Below are 18,243 nucleotides of genomic sequence, written 5' to 3'. Positions count from 1 at the left end.
AAGATGATTTTTTAGGCTCTGTAATATAAAAAAAGCGCTGGCACCTTTGCAGGAGACCAGCGCAACAGTGGAAGCGGTTGTGGGTTAAGCGACTGAGGCTCTTAATAAACTGGCTTCATCAACCCGTTTATAGTTAAGCCATGCCTTATGGTACAACTTATGTGATTCTTGACGTAATTGGGCAATCTGCGCGAGTTCAAACTCACTTAGTGAACGTTGTTGTTTACGAGCATTGGCCTCAATCCTCTGTACTTTTTCATATACCTTGTGTTCAGGACCATTTTTAATATCGGCGATATCCTGTAGGTGTAATTGCACTTCAGCAATCATGCCTGATTGGGGTAAGCGTACCAGTAGATTGAGATCGCGATAGCCGGAGGCTTTAGGTTCGGCAAAGCGGTTTTTTTGTTTCACAACTTGGGTGTGCTCATTCAAAGTTTGGTAGGCCTGCATCAGATCTTGAATGCTGTCGGTCACAATACTTGCCCTTGCAAGGTCGGTAATTTGGCTGGCATCACCGTTAAATTTTGTGGCCACTTTATCGGCTGCTCTTTGGTAACTCTTTACTGGCGGAACAATCACTTGTGCCTGTGAATAATGGGCAATCTTGGTGAGTAATTGAGCGAGCTCAGCTTGTGCATCATAGGCTTGGTGATGGAGCACGGATAAGTCATTCGAGGATTGATGAGGCGCATCGAAGGTCTGACTGCTGAGTGCATATAGACCTTGTAGGTCATGGCTTGATGCCTGTCTTGCACTGTAATTACCACGTTCTGCTTTACTGTCACTGATGTCGATAGGATTTGCTACACCAGCGCGGCTCGATAATAAGAGTAGAAAAATAAAAAAGGTACGAAATAACTTAGTCATGCGGCCTACTTCCTTATGGGTGAGTTATTCAGGTCACGCATCCACCATAGGCTTCTATTGCTTAATTAAAGCTGAACCAACCATGAAGACTTGTTCATCTTGCGCATGGGTTCACATTCATAACTCAGTGGTTTAAGGAAATAAAAATGGCGCCACCTTTAACAGTGAGCGCCATTGTTGGCCAGCTTATGCCGCTGAGCAGTGATTTAAATTTGGCTTACCAAATTTTTACGCGTTTCTCTGGTGCGATATACATGGCATCGCCAGGTTTTACATCATACGTAGTGTAGAACTCAGGCATGTTAGATAGTGCACCCAGTGCGCGGAATTCCGCAGGTGAGTGTGGATCGGTCGCTACGCGGTTACGCATTGCTTCTTCTTTAGCTTTTGCGCGCCAAATTTGCGTGAAGCCGATGAAGAAACGTTGATCGCCCGTTAAGCCATCGATAACGGGTGCATCTTTACCGTTAAGCGATTTCTTATAAGCACGATAAGCGATAGTCACACCTGACAAGTCACCAATGTTTTCGCCTAAGGTTAAGCTGCCGTTGACATGCAGATCATCAAACACTGCGTAACCATCGTACTGCGCGATTAGCGCTTTGCCGCGAGCAGAGAACTCTTTCAAGTCTTGCTCTGTCCACCAATCACGCATATTGCCTTCGCCATCGAATTTAGCGCCTTGGTCGTCAAAACCATGGCCCATTTCGTGGCCGATTACCGCACCAATACCACCGTAGTTGACTGCATCGTCAGCTGCCAAATTGAAGAATGGTGGTTGCAGAATTGCAGCAGGGAATACGATTTCATTCATGGTTGGGTTGTAGTAAGCGTTAACCGTTTGTGGCGTCATGTGCCATTCGTCTTTATCGATTGGCGCGCCCAGTTTGGCTAATGATTTAGCATGTTCAACTTCACTGGCACGCATAGCGTTACCGACTAAGTCGTCTGCCTTGATGGTCAGCTTACTGTAATCTTCCCATTTGTTCGGGTAACCGATTTTCGGGTTGAATTTTGCTAACTTATCCGCCGCAGCCACTTTAGTGCTGTCGCTCATCCAAGTTAATTCTTTGATGCTGTCGCCGTAAGCACCACGCAGGTTTTCAACCAGTGCTTGCATACGGTCTTTGGCTTCTGGAGTGAAGTGACGTTTGACATACACTTTACCCACAACTTCACCAAGAACGCCATTGACGGCTGCAACGCCACGCTTCCAACGAGGTTCTTGTTCTTCTTGACCATTCAATGTCTTAGAGAAGAAAGCGAAGTTTTCATTGTCTAACGCTTCACTCAGATTGCTCGCCGCGTGCGTCAGCACTTGCCATTGCATATAGGTTTTCCAAGTGGCTAACTCAGTCGTTTTTAAAACTTCGTTTAACCCTTGGATATAGCTAGGTTGGTTAACTATGATATCGGTTTGCTTGTCAGCGCCAAGAGCGGCTAAGTAGCCTGCCCAATCGATATCTGGTGCCAGTGTTGGCAGATCTTTGACTTGATATAGATTGTAGGTTTTAGTGCTGTCGCGATTTTCAACCACATCCCAATGCTTAGCAGCAATCGCCGTTTCTAAGGCTAAAATAGCTTCAGCACTGGCTTTAGGGTTAGCAAGACCCGCAAGGGTAAACATTTTTTCGATATGGGCGACATATGCCTTACGGATATTAACGAAGCGTTCTGATTCGTTAAAGTAGTAGTCTTTCTCTGGCAGGCTTAGGCCATATTGATAGAGATGTGTTGCGTAACGGCTAGAGTTTTTCGCATCGATATCGATATAAAATGCTATTGGGGTACCCGCGCCAGCGATTTGGCTGTGGGCGAAGTACTTCACTAATTCATTCTTATCTTTTAAGGCATTAATAGCATCGAATTCGCCTTGGATTGGTGTGACTCCCAGTTTATTGAGTGTCTCAGTATCCATAAATGAACGATATAAATCGGCCACTTTTTGCTCATCTGTACCAACGGCGAGGTTGGGTGTTGCAGCCACTTCTTCGATAATGGCTTTTACGTCGTCACGTGATTTTTCACGTAAATCGTAGAAAGCGCCAATGCTAGTGCGATCGGCTGGGATCTCAGTGTTTTTTAGCCAAGTGCCGTTAACGTATTTATAGAAATCGTCTTGTGGACGAATCGCTTTATCAAAATTAGCAAATTCAATTCCAGAACCTAGTGCTTGAGTCACTGCCGCTGCGGTGGCTGTTTTAGCAGTTTCAGGTGCTTTAACTTCGGCAGCCTTGTCATTACAGGCAGTCAGGCCTGCGATAAGTGAGGCACACAGTCCCCCAATGAGTACTTTTCTCATGTTGTTTCCTTCGAGTTTATTATTGTGCCCATTATTGGGGCTGTTATTTTGGCAAAATGGGATTGCTTCAGGCGCAATGAACTATGTTAATGCCTTACTAGGAATCGAAACAAGGTCATTACAGTGTTTATCGTGGATTTATCTTGAGTGATATGTAACTAAAGGTTACCAGTTAGCATATTTAAGTCAGTAGCTGTAAAGTTACCGTATGCAGGCCTTTTCAGGTAAGCGAGCACTTCGATTTATCATTTTAAAATAGGGTTAACTCAGTTGCCTAATTAGTTTTGCAGGGTTGCCTGCAACCACTGTTTTGGCTGCGACATTTTTAGTTACTACGGCGCCAGCACCAATGACGGCATCATCACCAATATTGATTCCTGGCATTATGATTGCGCCGCCGCCAATCCATACCCGTTTACCGATGTGAATCGCTTTAGCGGTTTCCAAACCTGAGCAACGTAGCTCGGCATCAAGTGGGTGACTTGAGGTATAAAACTGTACATTGGGACCAATCATAGTCTGTTCATCAATAAAAATGGGGGCATTATCCTGCAAGGTGACATTGACATTGATGAACACTCTGTCAGCAAGAGTGAGATTGATGCCATAACTGATAAAAATCGGCGTGGAGATAGTTGCGACTGGCGATTTAAGGGGCAGAAGTTGTTGGCAGAGTTGGGTGTACTCAGTGCTATTTTGAGCAATCGTTTGATTTAATTGTCGATTCAGTCGCTGCTGTTGTGTTCTTAAACTTAAGAGTTCGCTGTCAAGACAATCATATTCTTGGCCTGTGATCATCTTTTGGAATTCAGTCATAGCATCTTTCCCTATGGTGATTACTGTCAATACGTAAGGGCTAAATAGAAACACAGCTCGCGTTGAGCAGCAATTCTTTGCCCTTTGAACTGGTCGGCTTCATAATACGGCAGTTTTCTTTATTGAAGTTGAGTATTAACGTGCGTTTAGACAAATTTATCTGTGAGAGTACCTCGCTGACTCGCTCATTAGCGAAAAAAGCCCTGCACCGCGGTGATATTACTTGTGATGGCTTAGTCGTTAAAGACTCGGGTTTTAAAGTGACTGAAGGTATGTGTGTTTGCCTTGAAGGCGAGCCGATTGTCTTAGTGGGCGAGCGTTATTTAATGCTTAACAAACCGGTAGACACTATTTGCTCGACGATAGATGAAACCTACCCTTCGGTATTGAGCTTAGTGGATGTGCCTAAGCCAGAAACTTTGCACATTGCTGGTCGTTTAGATGCCGATACTACAGGTCTCGTGTTGATTACCAGTGATGGCCAATGGTCGCATAAGATCACCTCACCGAAGAAAGAATGTGGCAAACGCTATTTAGTGCAACTCGCTGAGCCTGTGGATGCTAGTTTGATTGCGGTATTTGCCGCTGGCGTTGAATTGCGCGGTGAAGATGGTCTAACTAAGCCAGCGTTACTGGAGATTATTGAACCACAATTAGTGCGATTAACCATCACCGAAGGTAAGTATCATCAAGTGAAGCGTATGTTTGCCGCTGTGGGCAATCATGTGCAAGGGTTGCATCGTGAAAGTGTAGGGCAAATTGAATTAGACCCCACCTTAGCACTGGGTGAATGGCGATATTTGACGGCTGAAGAGATAGCTTCAGTCTGATGAGTTTGATATAAAAAATGCCGCCCGAGTTTTACTTTGGCGGCATTTTTATTTGTGCTAAATAGCTTTTATTACTGTTTCTTTAAAATCAGATGACCGCTGATGGTATTCATCTTCACGTTGGCTGCACCAGAGCCTGTTTGGAATGATAACTCTGTGCTTGGTACATATTTTTGTTTTTGCGGTACATCTTGGGTTAAACCGTTGTTGATTTTTCCACCAGGACCACCATCTAAGTTGAAGCTTGCATCGGGAACATCATTAAAGATCACGGTAATATCGCCACTCACACTTTCTAAATTCGCTTTGTTGAAGTTTTTAGCGAGTGACACTTGTGAATCTCCGCTGACGGTTCTGAGCTCGATTTCCTTGGTGACACTAAAGTTAGCATTCACTTCACCTGAGACTTGTTCAATCGTGACTTTTTCTGCTTGAGTGTGGCTTTTTAAGTCACCGCTAACGAGGCGATAATTCATTTCTCCTTTACTGTCAGTGTCCTGAATCGTGCCGGATACGGTTTCTAATTTGATTTTTCCATCAAGAGCTTTGGTCGTGATATCACCAGAGACTGTATGTAACTCAGGTTTACCACTTAAGTTGTTGGCGTTGATATTGCCGCTTACCGTATTCAAATCTAGTTCACCTTGAGTTTCGGCAACTTGCAGATTGGCAGATATGGTATCTGCACTGAGTTTAACCGTTTTTGGGACTTTAATGGTGAGCTGTGATCCTTTGTCATTATTGCCATTATAGTGGCGAGGCATTTTGTCTTCGATATTGAGACTATTTCCCTGTTGCTCAAACACAAAGCCTTCGCTCAATTCATCTAATGTGCCAGTGACACTCACTTCACTCTTGTCCCATGTTTGAATGGTCACATCACCGCGTTGGACTTTGATCTGCAGTTGAGTGTCGCTGCTGACACTTAACTGTTTATCAACGCTTTGTGCTGCTAACACATTGCCCATTAAGCCTAAACAGAGTGTCGAAACCAATATGCTAGCTTTAGTGAGATTGAGGTTACTCATAGGGTGTTTCCTTGTGTCGAGTTTCTAATGGGTAATTTTTGGCCCTGTTGTAATAGGTCGAGCTCACGCTGCTGCACCCAAAGCCAGAGTTGCCAAAGTTGTTTATCGGTTGGATTTGCTTGTAAAGCTTGGTAAATTTGTGTTGCCGCGAGCCTTAGCTCAGTTAAACCTTGCTCCACGGGTGCGCTGAAGCTGCTCGTTTGCCACATTAGCGCATTTGGCGCCTGTTCTAGGTTGTCCACTTGCGCTTGGTGTGATGTTGCAATTTGGGTGAGTAATAAATGTAAGGCCGCATCCCCTGGTTGCTCTGGCATAGCTTGGTTCTGGGCAAGCTCTGTCTGCTGTATTATTAATGAGTTGAAATAGGGCAATTGGGTATATCCCAATGCCGCTAGAATAATAAACGAAGCCGCTATCGCCCAAGTGTGACTCTTCTGGGATTTGTACGTTTGGGGTATCAGCGTTTTATCCATGCGTTTTTCAATGCCTTGCCACAGATCATGTGTAGGCGACATCTCTTTGGGCGCGCTATTGATCAATTGCTCAAGCTGTTGTTCACGGGAAAGCGGCGTTAACGTCATTACAGCATCTCCTGTAGTAGTTGCTTAGCTCTATGGTATTGGGTCTTGCTGGTGCCGACGGCAATGCCAAGTAAGTCAGCGATTTCATCATGTTGATAACCTTCGATTGCACAGAGTACGAAAACCATGCGAGCGCGTTCTGGCAGTTTGAAAATTAACTTATCTAATCCGCTATAGCTGCTATCAGAGCTTAAGGGTTCAGTTTCTTGTTCCAGCGGAATAAATCGTGACCAAAAGGACTTTTGTTTACGAATGCTGCTCAATGCTTGATTGACACAAATACTGTGTAACCAAGTGGAAAACTGACTCTCACCTCGAAATTGTGGCAACTTCTGCCACACTAAAATAAAACACTCTTGGGTAATTTCTTCGGCCATAGCGCTATGGCCGCAAAGGCGCAGTGATAGGGCGTAAATACGTTGGTAATGGCTTTGATAAAGCAACTTGAAGGCAGTTCTGTCTCCTTGGCTCGCTAAGGTGACCAGTTCAAAGTCAGACATTGAGCCATTGAGTGGGAGGATCCCTGCTGTCACTGTAATTTCCTGCCATAATGATTGAGTGTTGTAGTTTTGACGCTGTGGGCGCTACAAAAGGTTTGGAACCTTAAAAAATATATTTTATTTAGATTAATTATCCAGCGTAATATTTTTGTTATTTGTAGTAGAATCCCATCGAGAAAGTACAGCTAAGCTAATGAAGTAATTAATTTTATATCAATTGATATTATGACACTTACATCTGCTTTGAGACGGTATATTTAACGTAATTAAAACGAAATACTTTGTAGGAACGATAGGGTATCACCCTGAAGCACCAAGCTAAAAATAAGTTAAAAATAATGCGCTACTCACAGTATGGGAGCTTAAATCGACAAGCTATCAAAGTATTTGATGTGAACTTTTAATGTATTGCTATGTTTGCGCTGTTAAAGGCTTAATTTCCAGCTATCTTTTTAAGATAGATTATATATTCGGGGACTTTCTATGTTAATCCGCTCAAAGTTGTTACTCAGTGCTGCAGTGTCTATTTCGGCACTAATTGCCATGTTTGGATTACAACTCTATTCAAATTCGGTTGATTCGGAACTCTCTCATGCAGCTCAAAGTGTGCTTGAGTTAGAGCGCGATGTTTTGATGCTGCGTAAAAACGAAAAGGATTTCTTCGCTCGTAAGGATTTAAAATATGTCGAGCTGCATAAGCAAAGCCACATGGCAATCGACAGTATTGTCCCCGAGTTAGAGAGAGTGTTTAAAGACTACGGTATGTCGACGGCATCGCTTGAAAGTTTCGACAGTAATTTAAATCAGTATCAAGCCGCTTTCTCTGAAGTGGTGTTACTACAGCAGGAAATTGGCTTAACACCTAAAACAGGTTTGTACGGCACATTGCGTACTGCGGTACATAATGTTGAAACGTTACTGAAGGAATTTGATCAGCCCGCACTCGAAGTGGCTATGCTACAACTTAGGCGTAACGAAAAGGATTTTATGCTGCGTCGTGAGTTAAGTTATGTTGAAACCTTCGATACCAATATTGGTAAGTTTAATGACAAGCTCCATGCTTCGAGTATTGATGTTGATACTCAACGGAAAATTGAAGAGCTTATTACTCAGTATCAGAAAGATTTCAAAAGCTTAATTAATAAGGAGCAGCAGCTTGGTTTGACAGAGAAGGATGGCACTATGGCGCGTCTTATCGCTGCTAACCTAGAAACTGAAAGTAGTGCGAATGACTTACATAACCTAGCGCTTAAGGCCATTGATGATGCTGAGAGTAGTAGTGTTAATGTCGGTATTACTGTGTTTATCTTTATTGCGTTACTACTATCAATCATTACCTACTTGATTATCCGCAGTATTATCGCGCCTGTTGAGCGTATCACTCAGATCATTTCTCGCATTGAGGTGAGTAAAGATCTGACATTGAGGTGTGATGCTTCTACCCAAGATGAACTCGGTGAAATTGCACAGCATTTCAATAGCATGGTGAGTAGCTTCCAACAGCTGATTGAGCAAGTGATTGAGTCGGTCGCAACGATTAACACTTCCTGTAAACGTGTTTCAGAAAATGCCATGCTCGCCTCCGAAGGTGTGGGTCAACAACTTAATGAGACCGACATGGTCGCAACAGCAATCACTGAGATGGGCGCAACGATTGAGGAAATCGCTAAAACAACCGAATTAGCGGCATCAAAAGCGGGTCAGACCCACGATAATGCTCAAAGTGGTCAATTAGAGGTTGAGCAAACGATACATAAAATCCAGTCACTTGCTGAGCAGCTAAATAGCTCAGCAGCGGTCGTTAATGAATTGGAACGTGACAGCGAGACTATCGGTAGCGTGTTAGATGTGATCCGCGGCATTGCTGAGCAGACCAATCTTTTAGCCTTGAACGCCGCGATTGAAGCGGCGCGTGCGGGTGAGCAGGGCCGTGGTTTTGCTGTGGTTGCCGATGAAGTACGTAACTTAGCGATGCGGACGCAATCGTCAACCCAAGAGATTGCTAACATCATTCAAACCCTGCAGACGCGTACCCGATCGATTGTGCAATTGATGGAATCTAGCCAAAAACAAGGCGTTGAAAGCGCTGAACAAGCGGCAAGTGCTGGCGCTTTATTGAAGCTTATCAATAACGACGTGCGTAATATTATGGACATGAGCACTCAAATTGCGGCGGCTATTGAAGAGCAAAGTATGGTGGCGGCTGAAGTGAACAAGAACGTGGTGGTGATCCGCGATATCGCTGAGGAGTCATCCCATGCGGCAGATGCAAATGCGTCCGCATCGGATGAGCTTAAGGCGCAGGCTGAGTTCTTATTCCGTGCGGTGAGTAATTTTAAAATCTAATGCGTAGAAGCCAGTTTACATCTGATGATCAGAAGCTGGCTTAAAAAATACACTAACAAAAACGCACTCCGAGGAGTGCGTTTTTATGTCTGAGTAATTAGCTCTGCAAGCTTAGTGATTCGTTAAAACAGCAAGCTGTGCATTGGAACCGCTCAGATTAGTCAGAACGTTCAGTAACAGAACTATTAGTGACGGAACATGGCAGAAATAGACTCTTCGTTGCTTACGCGACGAATTGCCTCAGCCAGTACCGCAGACATAGTTAACTGAGTTACTTTAGCCACTTTCAACATTTCTGGGCTTAAAGGAACAGTGTCAGTCACAATCACTTCATCAATCACTGAGTTAGCGATATTTTCAGCCGCTTTGCCAGAGAACACTGGGTGAGTTGCGTAAGCAAATACGCGGTTCGCACCATGTTCTTTTAAGGCTTCAGCCGCTTTACACAGAGTGCCGCCTGTGTCGATCATATCGTCAACGATAATGCAGTCACGACCTTGAACATCACCAATGATGTGCATAACTTGCGCAACGTTCGCTTGTGGGCGACGTTTATCAATGATCGCTAAATCAGAATCATCCAACAGTTTTGCTACTGCGCGAGCGCGAACAACACCACCGATGTCTGGAGAAACAACGACTGGATTATCTAAGTTCTTCGCTAACATATCTTCTAGTAGCACTGGGCTACCAAATACGTTATCAACAGGAACGTCGAAGAAACCTTGGATTTGCTCAGCGTGCAGGTCACAGGTCAGAACGCGGTCAACACCCACGCTAGACAGGAAATCGGCAACCACTTTTGCAGTAATAGGTACACGGGCGCTACGAACGCGACGGTCTTGACGAGCATAACCAAAGTAAGGAATAACAGCTGTGATACGGCCAGCAGATGCACGGCGCAGCGCGTCAACCATCACGATGAGTTCCATCAGGTTGTCGTTTGTCGGCGCACAAGTGGATTGGATGATGAACACATCGGCCCCACGTACATTTTCGTTAATTTGGACACTGATTTCACCATCGCTGAAACGACCAACCACTGCGTCTCCGAGTTTGCAAAATAGACGATCGGCTATCTTTTTAGCGAGACTGGGGGTGGCGTTCCCAGCAAAGAGCTTGATGTCGGGCACTGTATGAACCTCAGGCGTTTGCTTTATATTTTAGTGGCTAGAGTAACGACGATGTAGGGACGGGAGGAACCCGAGGCGTTATCGTTAAGTGGTTACTCTAGAAGAAAGTAGTTTAAGGGTGACTGAGTCGCGTGATGAGCGGCGAAAGATTCATCCCTTGTGCAACAAATCCTTGCATTTCAGACGGTAATTTCGCCAAGGCTGCGAGAGCTTGTTGCTGTTGTGTGAATTCCCCGAACACGCATGCGCCTGTTCCTGTCATTCTCGACGGCGCATATTCTAGCAGCCAGCCTAATGCCTTGGCAACTTGAGGGTATTTAGAAACGACTAGTTTTTGACAATCATTTGCCCAAGGTTGGTTCATTAAGGTATCTATGGCCAGTTTCGGGGTATCACGTGGTAAAAGTGGATCTTGGAATACTTCAGCGGTGGAAACATGGGCATCGGGTGCGATGATTAAGTACCAAGGCTCACTCGGATTTACCGCTTGTAAGCGTTCACCTACACCTTCGGCAAAAGCGGCGAAACCATGAATAAAAACAGGAATATCGGCACCCAATTTAAGGCCGATTTTAGCAAGTTCTTCGGTCGATAATTGGGTGTTCCATAACGTGTTCAGTGCCACTAAGGTGGTGGCAGCATCTGACGAGCCGCCACCTAAACCTCCGCCCATGGGTAGACGTTTATCCAACCAGATTTCGGCGCCGCCAGTAAAGCCTGTGGTTTGTTGTAATGATTTTGCGGCTCGCAGAATTAAGTTATCGCTATCGGCGACAACATTAGAGATATTGGAGTGCAAAATCAGTTCTGCGGTTTCAGTGACCTTAAAATCGAGCATGTCACAGTAATCAATAAACTGAAACAAGGTTTGCAGTTCATGATAACCATCTGCGCGGCGACCATTCACGTGTAAGAATAAGTTAAGCTTTGCTGGTGCTGGCCAATGGCGTGAAATTGCTGCGGGCATGCTAAGGTTTCTCTTCGAGTATGATTGCAGGCTTGCCGAGGGCTTGCCATTGATTCAATTGTAGTCTGAGTTGTAACTCACCACGCTCAAGCTTTAATTGATGGGGCACGTTGGCGCCGCTCTGGGATTGCCAACTTAAAAATGTGACCTGCCAAGGCGGTGGGGTTTGAGTGTTCGTGAGCTGTTTGGGTTTGCCTTGGCTATCGCTTTCAAGTACTTGATCATTTTGGCCAACTTGACCAGTGATCCACAAAGGTAAATCGGCCAAGGGGATGGACCAACCGCTGACGCGCTCGAGTAAACGCTGGGCATTCTCGTCGCGAAAATCTTTGCCATCGATATGTAAATGGGCAGAGTTCGAGGTTGAATTAAGCGTCAACACAGTTGTGCCTAGCATAGTCGTGAGTGTGAGTTCATTGCGATCTTCACTGTGGCGCCAGTAGATATTGGCACTGAGTTTATCGTCGGGAGTTTTTATCGCGAGTTTTCCCTGTAATTCCCAAGCTTTGGCTTGGCGCGCATCATTGACTGTGATTGGGCTTAAGTCAGTCATCGGCGGCAAAGTTTCACACCCCGCCAGTAAGAGTAGGGCGCTTAAGGTAAAACAAGAGAAAATGGTTTTTGTGAGGCGCTTCAAATTATTCATCTATGACTGATATACCAAAGTCCTTATGATACGAGGGCTTGGAAAGAATACCAATGCCAAACGTAAAATTTCCATCGGCGGTCACTTAGATTTGCTCCCTTGGGACAAATTTTGCCTTACCTATTATTGATAGAAAATTTAGGTAAGAAGTTAGACCTTTATTCGGTTTTGTTAAGCGTATTCTGTTTTTAGTTGGGCCAATTCAGTAGAATGCCCTTATTAAGAGAGTCGCCAAGAATCTAGAAAGAGTCAGATGAGCCTTGTAGCAATCGGTATTAACCATAAAACAGCCACGGTAGACCTGCGTGAGAAAGTCGCCTTCTCTCCGGACAAAATTCATGACGCTATGAAGAGTCTGGCCAGTCGTACACGCTCGGGTGAAGCCGTTATTGTCTCGACCTGTAATCGCACTGAGTTGTATTGCAACAACGGCGATGAGGCCGACATTATTGCGTGGCTTGAAGAATATCACGGCCTAGATCATGAGGATGTAGCACCTTGTCTCTATAACTATCACGGTCAAGATGCCGTAAGGCATTTGATGCGCGTAGCCTCCGGGCTCGATTCTTTGATCCTTGGTGAGCCGCAGATTCTCGGTCAAGTAAAGCAAGCGTTTGTTAAGGCCAAAGAGGCTGGTACGGTTGCACTAACCATAGATAGACTCTTTCAGAACACTTTTTCAGTCGCTAAGAAAGTCCGCACTGACACTGAAATTGGCGCCGCTGCAGTTTCTGTGGCATTTGCCGCGGTAAGCATGGCGAAACATATTTTCTCATCGATATCGACCACTAAAGTACTGTTAATTGGCGCAGGTGAAACCATAGAACTGGTTGCGAAGCATCTTAAAGATAACGGCGTGGCTTCAATGGTCGTAGCAAATCGGACGTTAGAACGTGCCCAAGGCATGTGCGAGGAGTTTGGCGCAACAGCAATTACACTGGCGCAGATACCAGATTATCTCCCAAAAGCCGATATCGTGATATCCTCTACCGCCAGCCCTCTGCCTATCCTAGGTAAAGGCATGGTCGAAAAAGCGCTAAAGCAGCGTCGCCATCAACCTATGTTATTGGTTGATATAGCAGTTCCCCGGGATATTGAGCCGGAAGTCGCCGATTTGGATGACGCGTTTCTGTATACAGTGGACGACCTGCATAGCATTATTGAACAGAATATGGCTTCTCGAAAAGAAGCCGCCGAGCAAGCTGAAGTAATTACTGAAGAACAATCTTTCCTATTTATGGATTGGATCCGTTCTTTAGAGTCGGTCGACAGTATTCGCGAGTATCGCAGCCAGAGCATGGCGGTAAAAGATGAGTTAGTGGAACGCGCCTTGAATAAATTAGCTCAGGGCTCAGACACTGAGCAGGTATTGATTGAACTAGCCAATCGCCTGACTAACAAACTTATCCACGCACCGACACAGGCCCTCACGGCAGCGAGTCGTCAGGGCGATTTGAATACTCTCGGTCAGTTAAGATCAGCGCTTGGATTAGATAAAAACTAAGGTTAGCGAGTTAAATGAAGGAATCCGTTATCCGCAAGCTGGAAGGCTTGCTCGAGCGCAATGAAGAAGTCATGGCTTTGCTGGGTGATGCTAGCGTCATTTCTGATCAAGACAGGTTTCGTGCGTTATCGAAAGAATATGCCCAGTTAGAAGACGTTGTTGCTGGCTTTAAAGCCTATCAGCAAGCGCAGGCCGATCTCGATTCTGCCAAAGAAATGCTGGAAGAAGACGATGCTGAAATGCGTGAAATGGCGCAGGAAGAGATGAAAGCCGCTAAGGCCAAACTCGAGCAGCTCGAAGACGAATTACAAATTCTATTATTGCCAAAAGATCCTGACGACGATAAAAATGCCTTCGTTGAGATCCGCGCTGGCGCAGGCGGTGACGAAGCGGCTATTTTTGCCGGTGATTTATTCCGCATGTACAGCCGTTATGCTGAAGCGAATCGCTGGCAGATCGAAATCATGAGCTGTAACGAAGGTGAACATGGTGGCTTTAAAGAAGTGATCATGAAGGTCAGCGGTGACGGCGTATACGGCAAACTTAAGTTTGAATCCGGCGGCCACCGTGTACAGCGTGTGCCAGAAACCGAATCCCAAGGACGTGTGCATACTTCAGCGGTTACTGTTGTGGTACTCCACGAAGTGCCTGAAGCGGAAGCGATTTCAATCAATCCAGCCGATCTGAAAGTCGATACTTATCGTTCATCGGGCGCGGGTGGTCAGCACGTTAACAAAACTGACTCAGCTATTCGAATCACCCATATTCCTACTGGGATCGTGGTGGAATGCCAAGATCAACGTTCGCAACACAAGAACCGTGCCCAAGCCATGAGTGTACTGGCCGCACGTATTCAAGCTGTTGAAGACGAAAAACGCCGCAGCGCCGAAGAATCGACCCGTCGTAGTCTGGTTGCCAGTGGCGATCGCTCCGAACGTGTACGTACTTACAACTTCCCGCAAGGCCGCGTGAGCGAACACCGCATCAACTTGACCTTATATCGCTTGAACGAAGTAATGGAAGGCGATCTCGATGCTATTTTATTGCCTCTGATGCAAGAGCATCAAGCCGATCAGTTAGCCGCACTGGCTGACGAGCAGGGGTAATTTTGTCAGATCAATCTAGCATAGCCGAAGCCCTGCAATGGGCTTATGTGCAGTTAGCATCAACCTCTGAATCCGCTCATTTGGATGCAGAGGTTTTGTTGTTATATTGCCTCAATAAAAGCCGCAGCTATTTGTATACTTGGCCTGAAAAATCCCTAACGGTTGAACAGTGGAAACGCTTCCAGCAAATGGTGCAGAAACGCCAAAAGGGCGTGCCTGTGGCACATATTGTCGGTGAGCGCGAATTTTGGTCGTTGCCTTTTATCGTCAACGACACCACTTTGATCCCGCGTCCTGATACGGAAATTCTGGTTGAAACCGCCTTGAACATGCCGCTTTCCACCTACGCCAAAGTGCTCGATTTAGGCACTGGCACTGGGGCAATTGCGCTGGCATTGGCCTCTGAGCGTGAGTCATGGCAAATCACCGCGGTCGATAAAGTCGATGATGCCGTGGCTTTGGCTATCGCGAATCGCGAGAACTTAAAGCTGCCACAGGTCGAAATTCTCCAGAGTGACTGGTTCAGTGCCGTAAAGTCGCGGGACTTTGATTTAATCGTTTCAAATCCGCCTTATATTGATGAAGCTGACGAACACTTGCACCAAGGTGACGTGCGTTTCGAGCCCCAAAGCGCGTTAACCGCCGCCGAGGAAGGCTTTGCCGATCTTTATTATATTGCCAACACAGCTCGAGATTACTTAAAGCCTAACGGCTATATCCTGCTCGAACATGGTTTTGAGCAGGCTGTAAAACTCAGAGCTAAGCTTATCGAACTCGGCTACGAGAATGTCGCCACAGTGCGAGACTTTGGCAGTAATGACAGATGCACTATGGGTAAATGGGCGGAGTAAGTTACTAAAAATAAATTCGATGACCCATAGAATAATGATGAGACTTTAGACTTATTAACTTGCCATCTCAAATATAACGCTATTGCCAATCTGCAATAGCGTTTTTTATGTATAGATATTTGCTTAAAATAGTGTCTTCAGTGAATATAAGATGACTATTCTTAGGAAATATAGTTATGGGATATAGTTTAATCAGCTGTGGAATGGGAAATTTTTCTTCAGCATTTGCTATAAATTTTATATAGCGTTAATAGAAATAACGTAATTAATTATGATAAAAATGGGTTTTTACTATAATTCTAAGTTAAATTTTTTATTGGGAACATAATGCCAGTATTTACTGGCATTATGGGTTTTAAATTTATAGCTTTAGAAACTGTAGCCTATTCCTACAGTGAAGCTCGTCATTTCAAATACTCCAGAATCCTGGTAGGCTAATGTTGTCATAATTTCGAAGCCATTATAAAAACGACAACGCCAACCTAATGCGGCATATAAGCCATAGCCATCGTCTGAATACTCCTCTATAGTTATAACATCATCACTACTATTTCCGTAGTCATTCAATTGATAATTAGCTTTAGATTGAGATAATCCGGCCTTAAATATCGCATTATGTCTTGCTGATATTTGGTATGTATATGTGCCAGCAAGCCGAGAGGAATAAGAGTTCTCCAACACGTAATCGTCAAAAATACCATGTATTGCTGCGGTAAAAGGCTCACTTTGAAATGGTGTGTAACCTACTTCTACTCCCCAATCTGGGGTGAATTGATAGCGATAGGCAAAATCATAATGGGTAAAGCCCCCATAGTCTTCTGTTGAGCCTAAACCCAAGCCTGCAGAGAAACCATGGGTTTCGTCTGCGCTAGATGCTGTAGTGGAAATGAGTAAAGCTAAAAGTATAAATAAGCGTTTCATTGTACTTCCTGTAATCACATTAATCCATGAACGCTAAAAGTAACAGATTTGGTTGCTAATTGTAAATATTTTGATTTTTATTTATTTCGTATGGTCTCCCGATAAGTAGACAGATGTCAGTAAGTTTATATTGAAACAAATGTAATAATTTATTATTTCTTCTTAGACTTCAGTAATTCGCTATGTATTTTGCTTGGTAAGCAGTAATTATTGTTAAATCCTCATTGTTTCTAAATGAACTAAATTAGATTTTTATAGTATTTTTTGTGTTGGTTGTATTTGTATACAGTGTGCGGAAATACATTTTTAATGAATGGAAGTTATTTCATTCAGATTTAAGGTTTGTTTTTTATGTACCATAATAATTTAAATTTTTTTGTTAACGCTATTTTTGATAGCCACGAGTTCAAATCCGAAGTGCAAGATTTGGCAACTAAACCACTATTTTATTATCCAGTTAGAGCACTAGGTTACTCGCTCCTTCCTGCATACCGTTCTATTTTTTCGAATGTTTAGGTCGTGATTTCGCGTTATTCTTTTGTAAACTTCCTTGTTATTCTGCCTCCATCAGCAAAGCGTTTGCGTCTTGTGTTAGCCGTACGGTCTTGGCGTTTCACGTATCGCTTTGCTCAACCGATAGGAGAGCAGCAATGAAAGTATTAAGTCAGTTTTCCGCCAAAGCCGCGATGGATGGCGATGGGGTCAATATTCGCCGTGTCGCCGATTTTGTGACGACTAAATTTGATCCTTTCTTGATGATCGACGAAATAAAATCCGATGATGAACAAGATTTTATTGGCGGCTTCCCCGCACATCCCCATCGCGGGATGGAGACGTTCACTTATATTCGTAAGGGCGGTTTTGAGCACCGTGACCAAATGGGCAATGTGAAGGCGATTCGTGCCGGCGACGTGCAGTGGATGAGCACCGGGTTCGGAGTAGTACACTCTGAAATGCCGCTGGCCGATGCTGTCGATGGTCTGCATGGATTCCAAATTTGGGTCAATATGCCCGCCAAAGACAAGCTGCGTCCAGCGAAGTATCAAGATACTGCGGGTAGCGCGAGAGTTGAAGTGGCCAATGACACGGGTGCTAGCTTAAAAGCCTTAGCGGGTGATTGGGGCTTTAAAGATCAACCGCTTATTAGTGCAGCTATTCAAGGGTTAGCGGGCGAAGCAGCCATTGCCGATCTGAGCCTAGCGCCAAATGCTGAGGCCACGCTTGATTTGTCTCAACACGAGTTTGTCGCCTTGTACTTGTACCAAGGTGACTTAAGTAAAGGTGAAGATTCACAGTGGTCATCTGCTTCAAATCAACATCATCAGGGCGAGTTTTTAGTGCTCAATAGCCAAAGTGTGCTTAAGCTTAAAGCCGATGAGCGTGGCGCTGGGATGTTACTGTTTGCGGGTAAACCTATCCGTGAAAAAATCGTCCAGATGGGTCCCTTTGTGATGAACACCCAAGCGGAGATTCAGCAGGCGATTCGCGATTACCAAGAAGGGCGTTTCGGCCAGATCGCGTAATTTGTTAAATCTGCCGCACTGAGCTAATTCTAAATCCAAGCCTAAGCCTAAGCCTAAGCCCTGTATTCCTGCCTGTCTCTTCTACACAAATCCCTCGGTTTGCCCCGAGGGATTTTTTTGAACCATTTTCAATTACCCTGATCTGATCCTGACCTTTTGTTTCAGATACCACATACCATGTTTTTAAGTGAACCATCACTCTGGGCACAAAGCATTTTTCAGCGCGCACAATTAGGGGATGTACGAAGGACCAAACGGCTTGTACAGTTGGCGGCTCAACTTGCAGCTCATACAGGACAATCTATCGTGCAATCCCTTT

At 44.8% G+C, this 18,243-nt stretch carries 17 protein-coding genes; 7 read left to right on the top strand and 10 right to left on the bottom strand.

Features of this window, described 5'->3' with window-relative positions:
- Positions 1-84: 84 nt before the first annotated feature.
- The 3 genes from L5M28_RS16255 to L5M28_RS16245 form a co-directional block, all read right to left on the bottom strand.
- Positions 85-870 (bottom strand): RelA/SpoT domain-containing protein, encoded by a 786-nt coding sequence (locus tag L5M28_RS16255; protein WP_263196966.1) that lies wholly within the window; start codon positions 868-870, stop codon positions 85-87.
- Positions 871-1,087: 217 nt separating this feature from the next.
- On the bottom strand, positions 1,088-3,172 hold the full coding sequence (locus L5M28_RS16250) for a M13 family metallopeptidase (protein WP_131523741.1): 2,085 nt from the start codon (positions 3,170-3,172) through the stop codon (positions 1,088-1,090).
- Between the two features lie 261 nt (positions 3,173-3,433).
- Positions 3,434-3,988 carry a sugar O-acetyltransferase gene (locus L5M28_RS16245; protein ID WP_263203932.1) on the bottom strand — a complete coding sequence of 185 codons (555 nt, stop codon included), beginning with the start codon at positions 3,986-3,988 and terminating at the stop codon, positions 3,434-3,436.
- A 77-nt stretch (positions 3,989-4,065) separates the two neighbouring features.
- On the opposite strand from L5M28_RS16245, the gene rsuA reads away from it, so the two are divergent.
- Entirely contained in the window at positions 4,066-4,818 is a 753-nt protein-coding gene (rsuA, locus tag L5M28_RS16240) for a 16S rRNA pseudouridine(516) synthase RsuA (protein WP_263196964.1), read from the top strand.
- 71 nt (positions 4,819-4,889) lie between these two features.
- Here the strand turns inward: rsuA and L5M28_RS16235 are convergent, their stop codons facing one another.
- Genes L5M28_RS16235 through L5M28_RS16225 form a run of 3 tightly spaced genes read right to left on the bottom strand, consistent with a single transcriptional unit; the run spans position 4,890 to position 6,960 of the window.
- Positions 4,890-5,846 (bottom strand): DUF4097 family beta strand repeat-containing protein, encoded by a 957-nt coding sequence (locus L5M28_RS16235; RefSeq protein ID WP_263196963.1) that lies wholly within the window; start codon positions 5,844-5,846, stop codon positions 4,890-4,892.
- Positions 5,843-6,427, bottom strand: coding sequence for an anti-sigma factor (locus tag L5M28_RS16230; protein ID WP_263196962.1), 585 nt, complete (start codon positions 6,425-6,427; stop codon positions 5,843-5,845). Before L5M28_RS16230 ends, L5M28_RS16235 begins: the two co-directional genes overlap by 4 nt.
- Positions 6,427-6,960: an RNA polymerase sigma factor gene (locus L5M28_RS16225; protein ID WP_113939254.1), complete on the bottom strand. Its 534-nt coding sequence runs from the start codon at positions 6,958-6,960 to the stop codon at positions 6,427-6,429. The genes L5M28_RS16230 and L5M28_RS16225 overlap by 1 nt, the downstream gene beginning before the upstream one ends.
- A gap of 450 nt (positions 6,961-7,410) precedes the next feature.
- On the opposite strand from L5M28_RS16225, the gene L5M28_RS16220 reads away from it, so the two are divergent.
- A complete protein-coding gene (locus L5M28_RS16220) occupies positions 7,411-9,273 on the top strand; it encodes a methyl-accepting chemotaxis protein (protein WP_263196960.1) in 1,863 nt (620 codons plus the stop codon).
- Between the two features lie 185 nt (positions 9,274-9,458).
- Here the strand turns inward: L5M28_RS16220 and L5M28_RS16215 are convergent, their stop codons facing one another.
- The 3 genes from L5M28_RS16215 to lolB all read right to left on the bottom strand — a co-directional run bounded on the left by L5M28_RS16215 (position 9,459) and on the right by lolB (position 12,019).
- Positions 9,459-10,406 carry a ribose-phosphate pyrophosphokinase gene (locus L5M28_RS16215; RefSeq protein WP_006080255.1) on the bottom strand — a complete coding sequence of 316 codons (948 nt, stop codon included), beginning with the start codon at positions 10,404-10,406 and terminating at the stop codon, positions 9,459-9,461.
- 112 nt (positions 10,407-10,518) lie between these two features.
- On the bottom strand, positions 10,519-11,373 hold the full coding sequence (ispE, locus tag L5M28_RS16210) for a 4-(cytidine 5'-diphospho)-2-C-methyl-D-erythritol kinase (RefSeq protein WP_263203930.1): 855 nt from the start codon (positions 11,371-11,373) through the stop codon (positions 10,519-10,521).
- Position 11,374: 1 nt separating this feature from the next.
- Positions 11,375-12,019 carry a lipoprotein insertase outer membrane protein LolB gene (lolB, locus tag L5M28_RS16205; RefSeq protein WP_263203928.1) on the bottom strand — a complete coding sequence of 215 codons (645 nt, stop codon included), beginning with the start codon at positions 12,017-12,019 and terminating at the stop codon, positions 11,375-11,377.
- Positions 12,020-12,272: 253 nt separating this feature from the next.
- Between lolB and hemA the strand changes: the two genes are divergently transcribed.
- Genes hemA through prmC form a run of 3 tightly spaced genes read left to right on the top strand, consistent with a single transcriptional unit; the run spans position 12,273 to position 15,480 of the window.
- Complete coding sequence (hemA, locus tag L5M28_RS16200) at positions 12,273-13,523, top strand: glutamyl-tRNA reductase (protein WP_028761678.1); 1,251 nt, start codon at positions 12,273-12,275, stop codon at positions 13,521-13,523.
- Between the two features lie 14 nt (positions 13,524-13,537).
- Positions 13,538-14,629, top strand: coding sequence for a peptide chain release factor 1 (gene prfA / locus L5M28_RS16195; RefSeq protein WP_131523734.1), 1,092 nt, complete (start codon positions 13,538-13,540; stop codon positions 14,627-14,629).
- A gap of 2 nt (positions 14,630-14,631) precedes the next feature.
- Positions 14,632-15,480 (top strand): peptide chain release factor N(5)-glutamine methyltransferase, encoded by an 849-nt coding sequence (prmC, locus tag L5M28_RS16190; RefSeq protein WP_113939044.1) that lies wholly within the window; start codon positions 14,632-14,634, stop codon positions 15,478-15,480.
- A 369-nt stretch (positions 15,481-15,849) separates the two neighbouring features.
- On the opposite strand, the gene L5M28_RS16185 is transcribed toward prmC, so the two are convergent.
- A complete protein-coding gene (locus L5M28_RS16185; RefSeq protein WP_113939043.1) occupies positions 15,850-16,401 on the bottom strand; it encodes an outer membrane beta-barrel protein in 552 nt (183 codons plus the stop codon).
- A gap of 650 nt (positions 16,402-17,051) precedes the next feature.
- Here L5M28_RS16185 and L5M28_RS16180 point away from each other — a divergent pair.
- Positions 17,052-17,924 carry a pirin family protein gene (locus L5M28_RS16180; protein ID WP_263203926.1) on the top strand — a complete coding sequence of 291 codons (873 nt, stop codon included), beginning with the start codon at positions 17,052-17,054 and terminating at the stop codon, positions 17,922-17,924.
- Positions 17,925-18,101: 177 nt separating this feature from the next.
- A partial coding sequence (locus L5M28_RS16175; RefSeq protein WP_263203336.1) for a transposase occupies positions 18,102-18,243 on the top strand: 142 nt, incomplete at its 3' end.

Source organism: Shewanella sp. SW32 (assembly GCF_025653365.1).
In the GTDB taxonomy this organism is placed as follows: Bacteria; Pseudomonadota; Gammaproteobacteria; order Enterobacterales; family Shewanellaceae; genus Shewanella; species Shewanella oncorhynchi.
The sequence above is the reverse complement of the archived record's forward strand: the minus strand, read 5'-3'. Positions and strand labels throughout refer to the sequence as shown.

What these genes read in the sequence shown, in the direction of transcription:
- L5M28_RS16255 (WP_263196966.1), bottom strand. Translation starts at nt 870, where the DNA reads ATGACTAAGTTATTTCGTACCTTTTTTATTTTTCTACTCTTATTATCG.
- L5M28_RS16250 (WP_131523741.1), bottom strand. Translation starts at nt 3,172, where the DNA reads ATGAGAAAAGTACTCATTGGGGGACTGTGTGCCTCACTTATCGCAGGC.
- L5M28_RS16245 (WP_263203932.1), bottom strand. Translation starts at nt 3,988, where the DNA reads ATGACTGAATTCCAAAAGATGATCACAGGCCAAGAATATGATTGTCTT.
- L5M28_RS16235 (WP_263196963.1), bottom strand. Translation starts at nt 5,846, where the DNA reads ATGAGTAACCTCAATCTCACTAAAGCTAGCATATTGGTTTCGACACTC.
- L5M28_RS16230 (WP_263196962.1), bottom strand. Translation starts at nt 6,427, where the DNA reads ATGACGTTAACGCCGCTTTCCCGTGAACAACAGCTTGAGCAATTGATC.
- L5M28_RS16220 (WP_263196960.1), top strand. Translation starts at nt 7,411, where the DNA reads ATGTTAATCCGCTCAAAGTTGTTACTCAGTGCTGCAGTGTCTATTTCG.
- ispE (WP_263203930.1), bottom strand. Translation starts at nt 11,373, where the DNA reads ATGCCCGCAGCAATTTCACGCCATTGGCCAGCACCAGCAAAGCTTAAC.
- lolB (WP_263203928.1), bottom strand. Translation starts at nt 12,019, where the DNA reads ATGAATAATTTGAAGCGCCTCACAAAAACCATTTTCTCTTGTTTTACC.
- hemA (WP_028761678.1), top strand. Translation starts at nt 12,273, where the DNA reads ATGAGCCTTGTAGCAATCGGTATTAACCATAAAACAGCCACGGTAGAC.
- prfA (WP_131523734.1), top strand. Translation starts at nt 13,538, where the DNA reads ATGAAGGAATCCGTTATCCGCAAGCTGGAAGGCTTGCTCGAGCGCAAT.
- L5M28_RS16185 (WP_113939043.1), bottom strand. Translation starts at nt 16,401, where the DNA reads ATGAAACGCTTATTTATACTTTTAGCTTTACTCATTTCCACTACAGCA.
- L5M28_RS16180 (WP_263203926.1), top strand. Translation starts at nt 17,052, where the DNA reads ATGAAAGTATTAAGTCAGTTTTCCGCCAAAGCCGCGATGGATGGCGAT.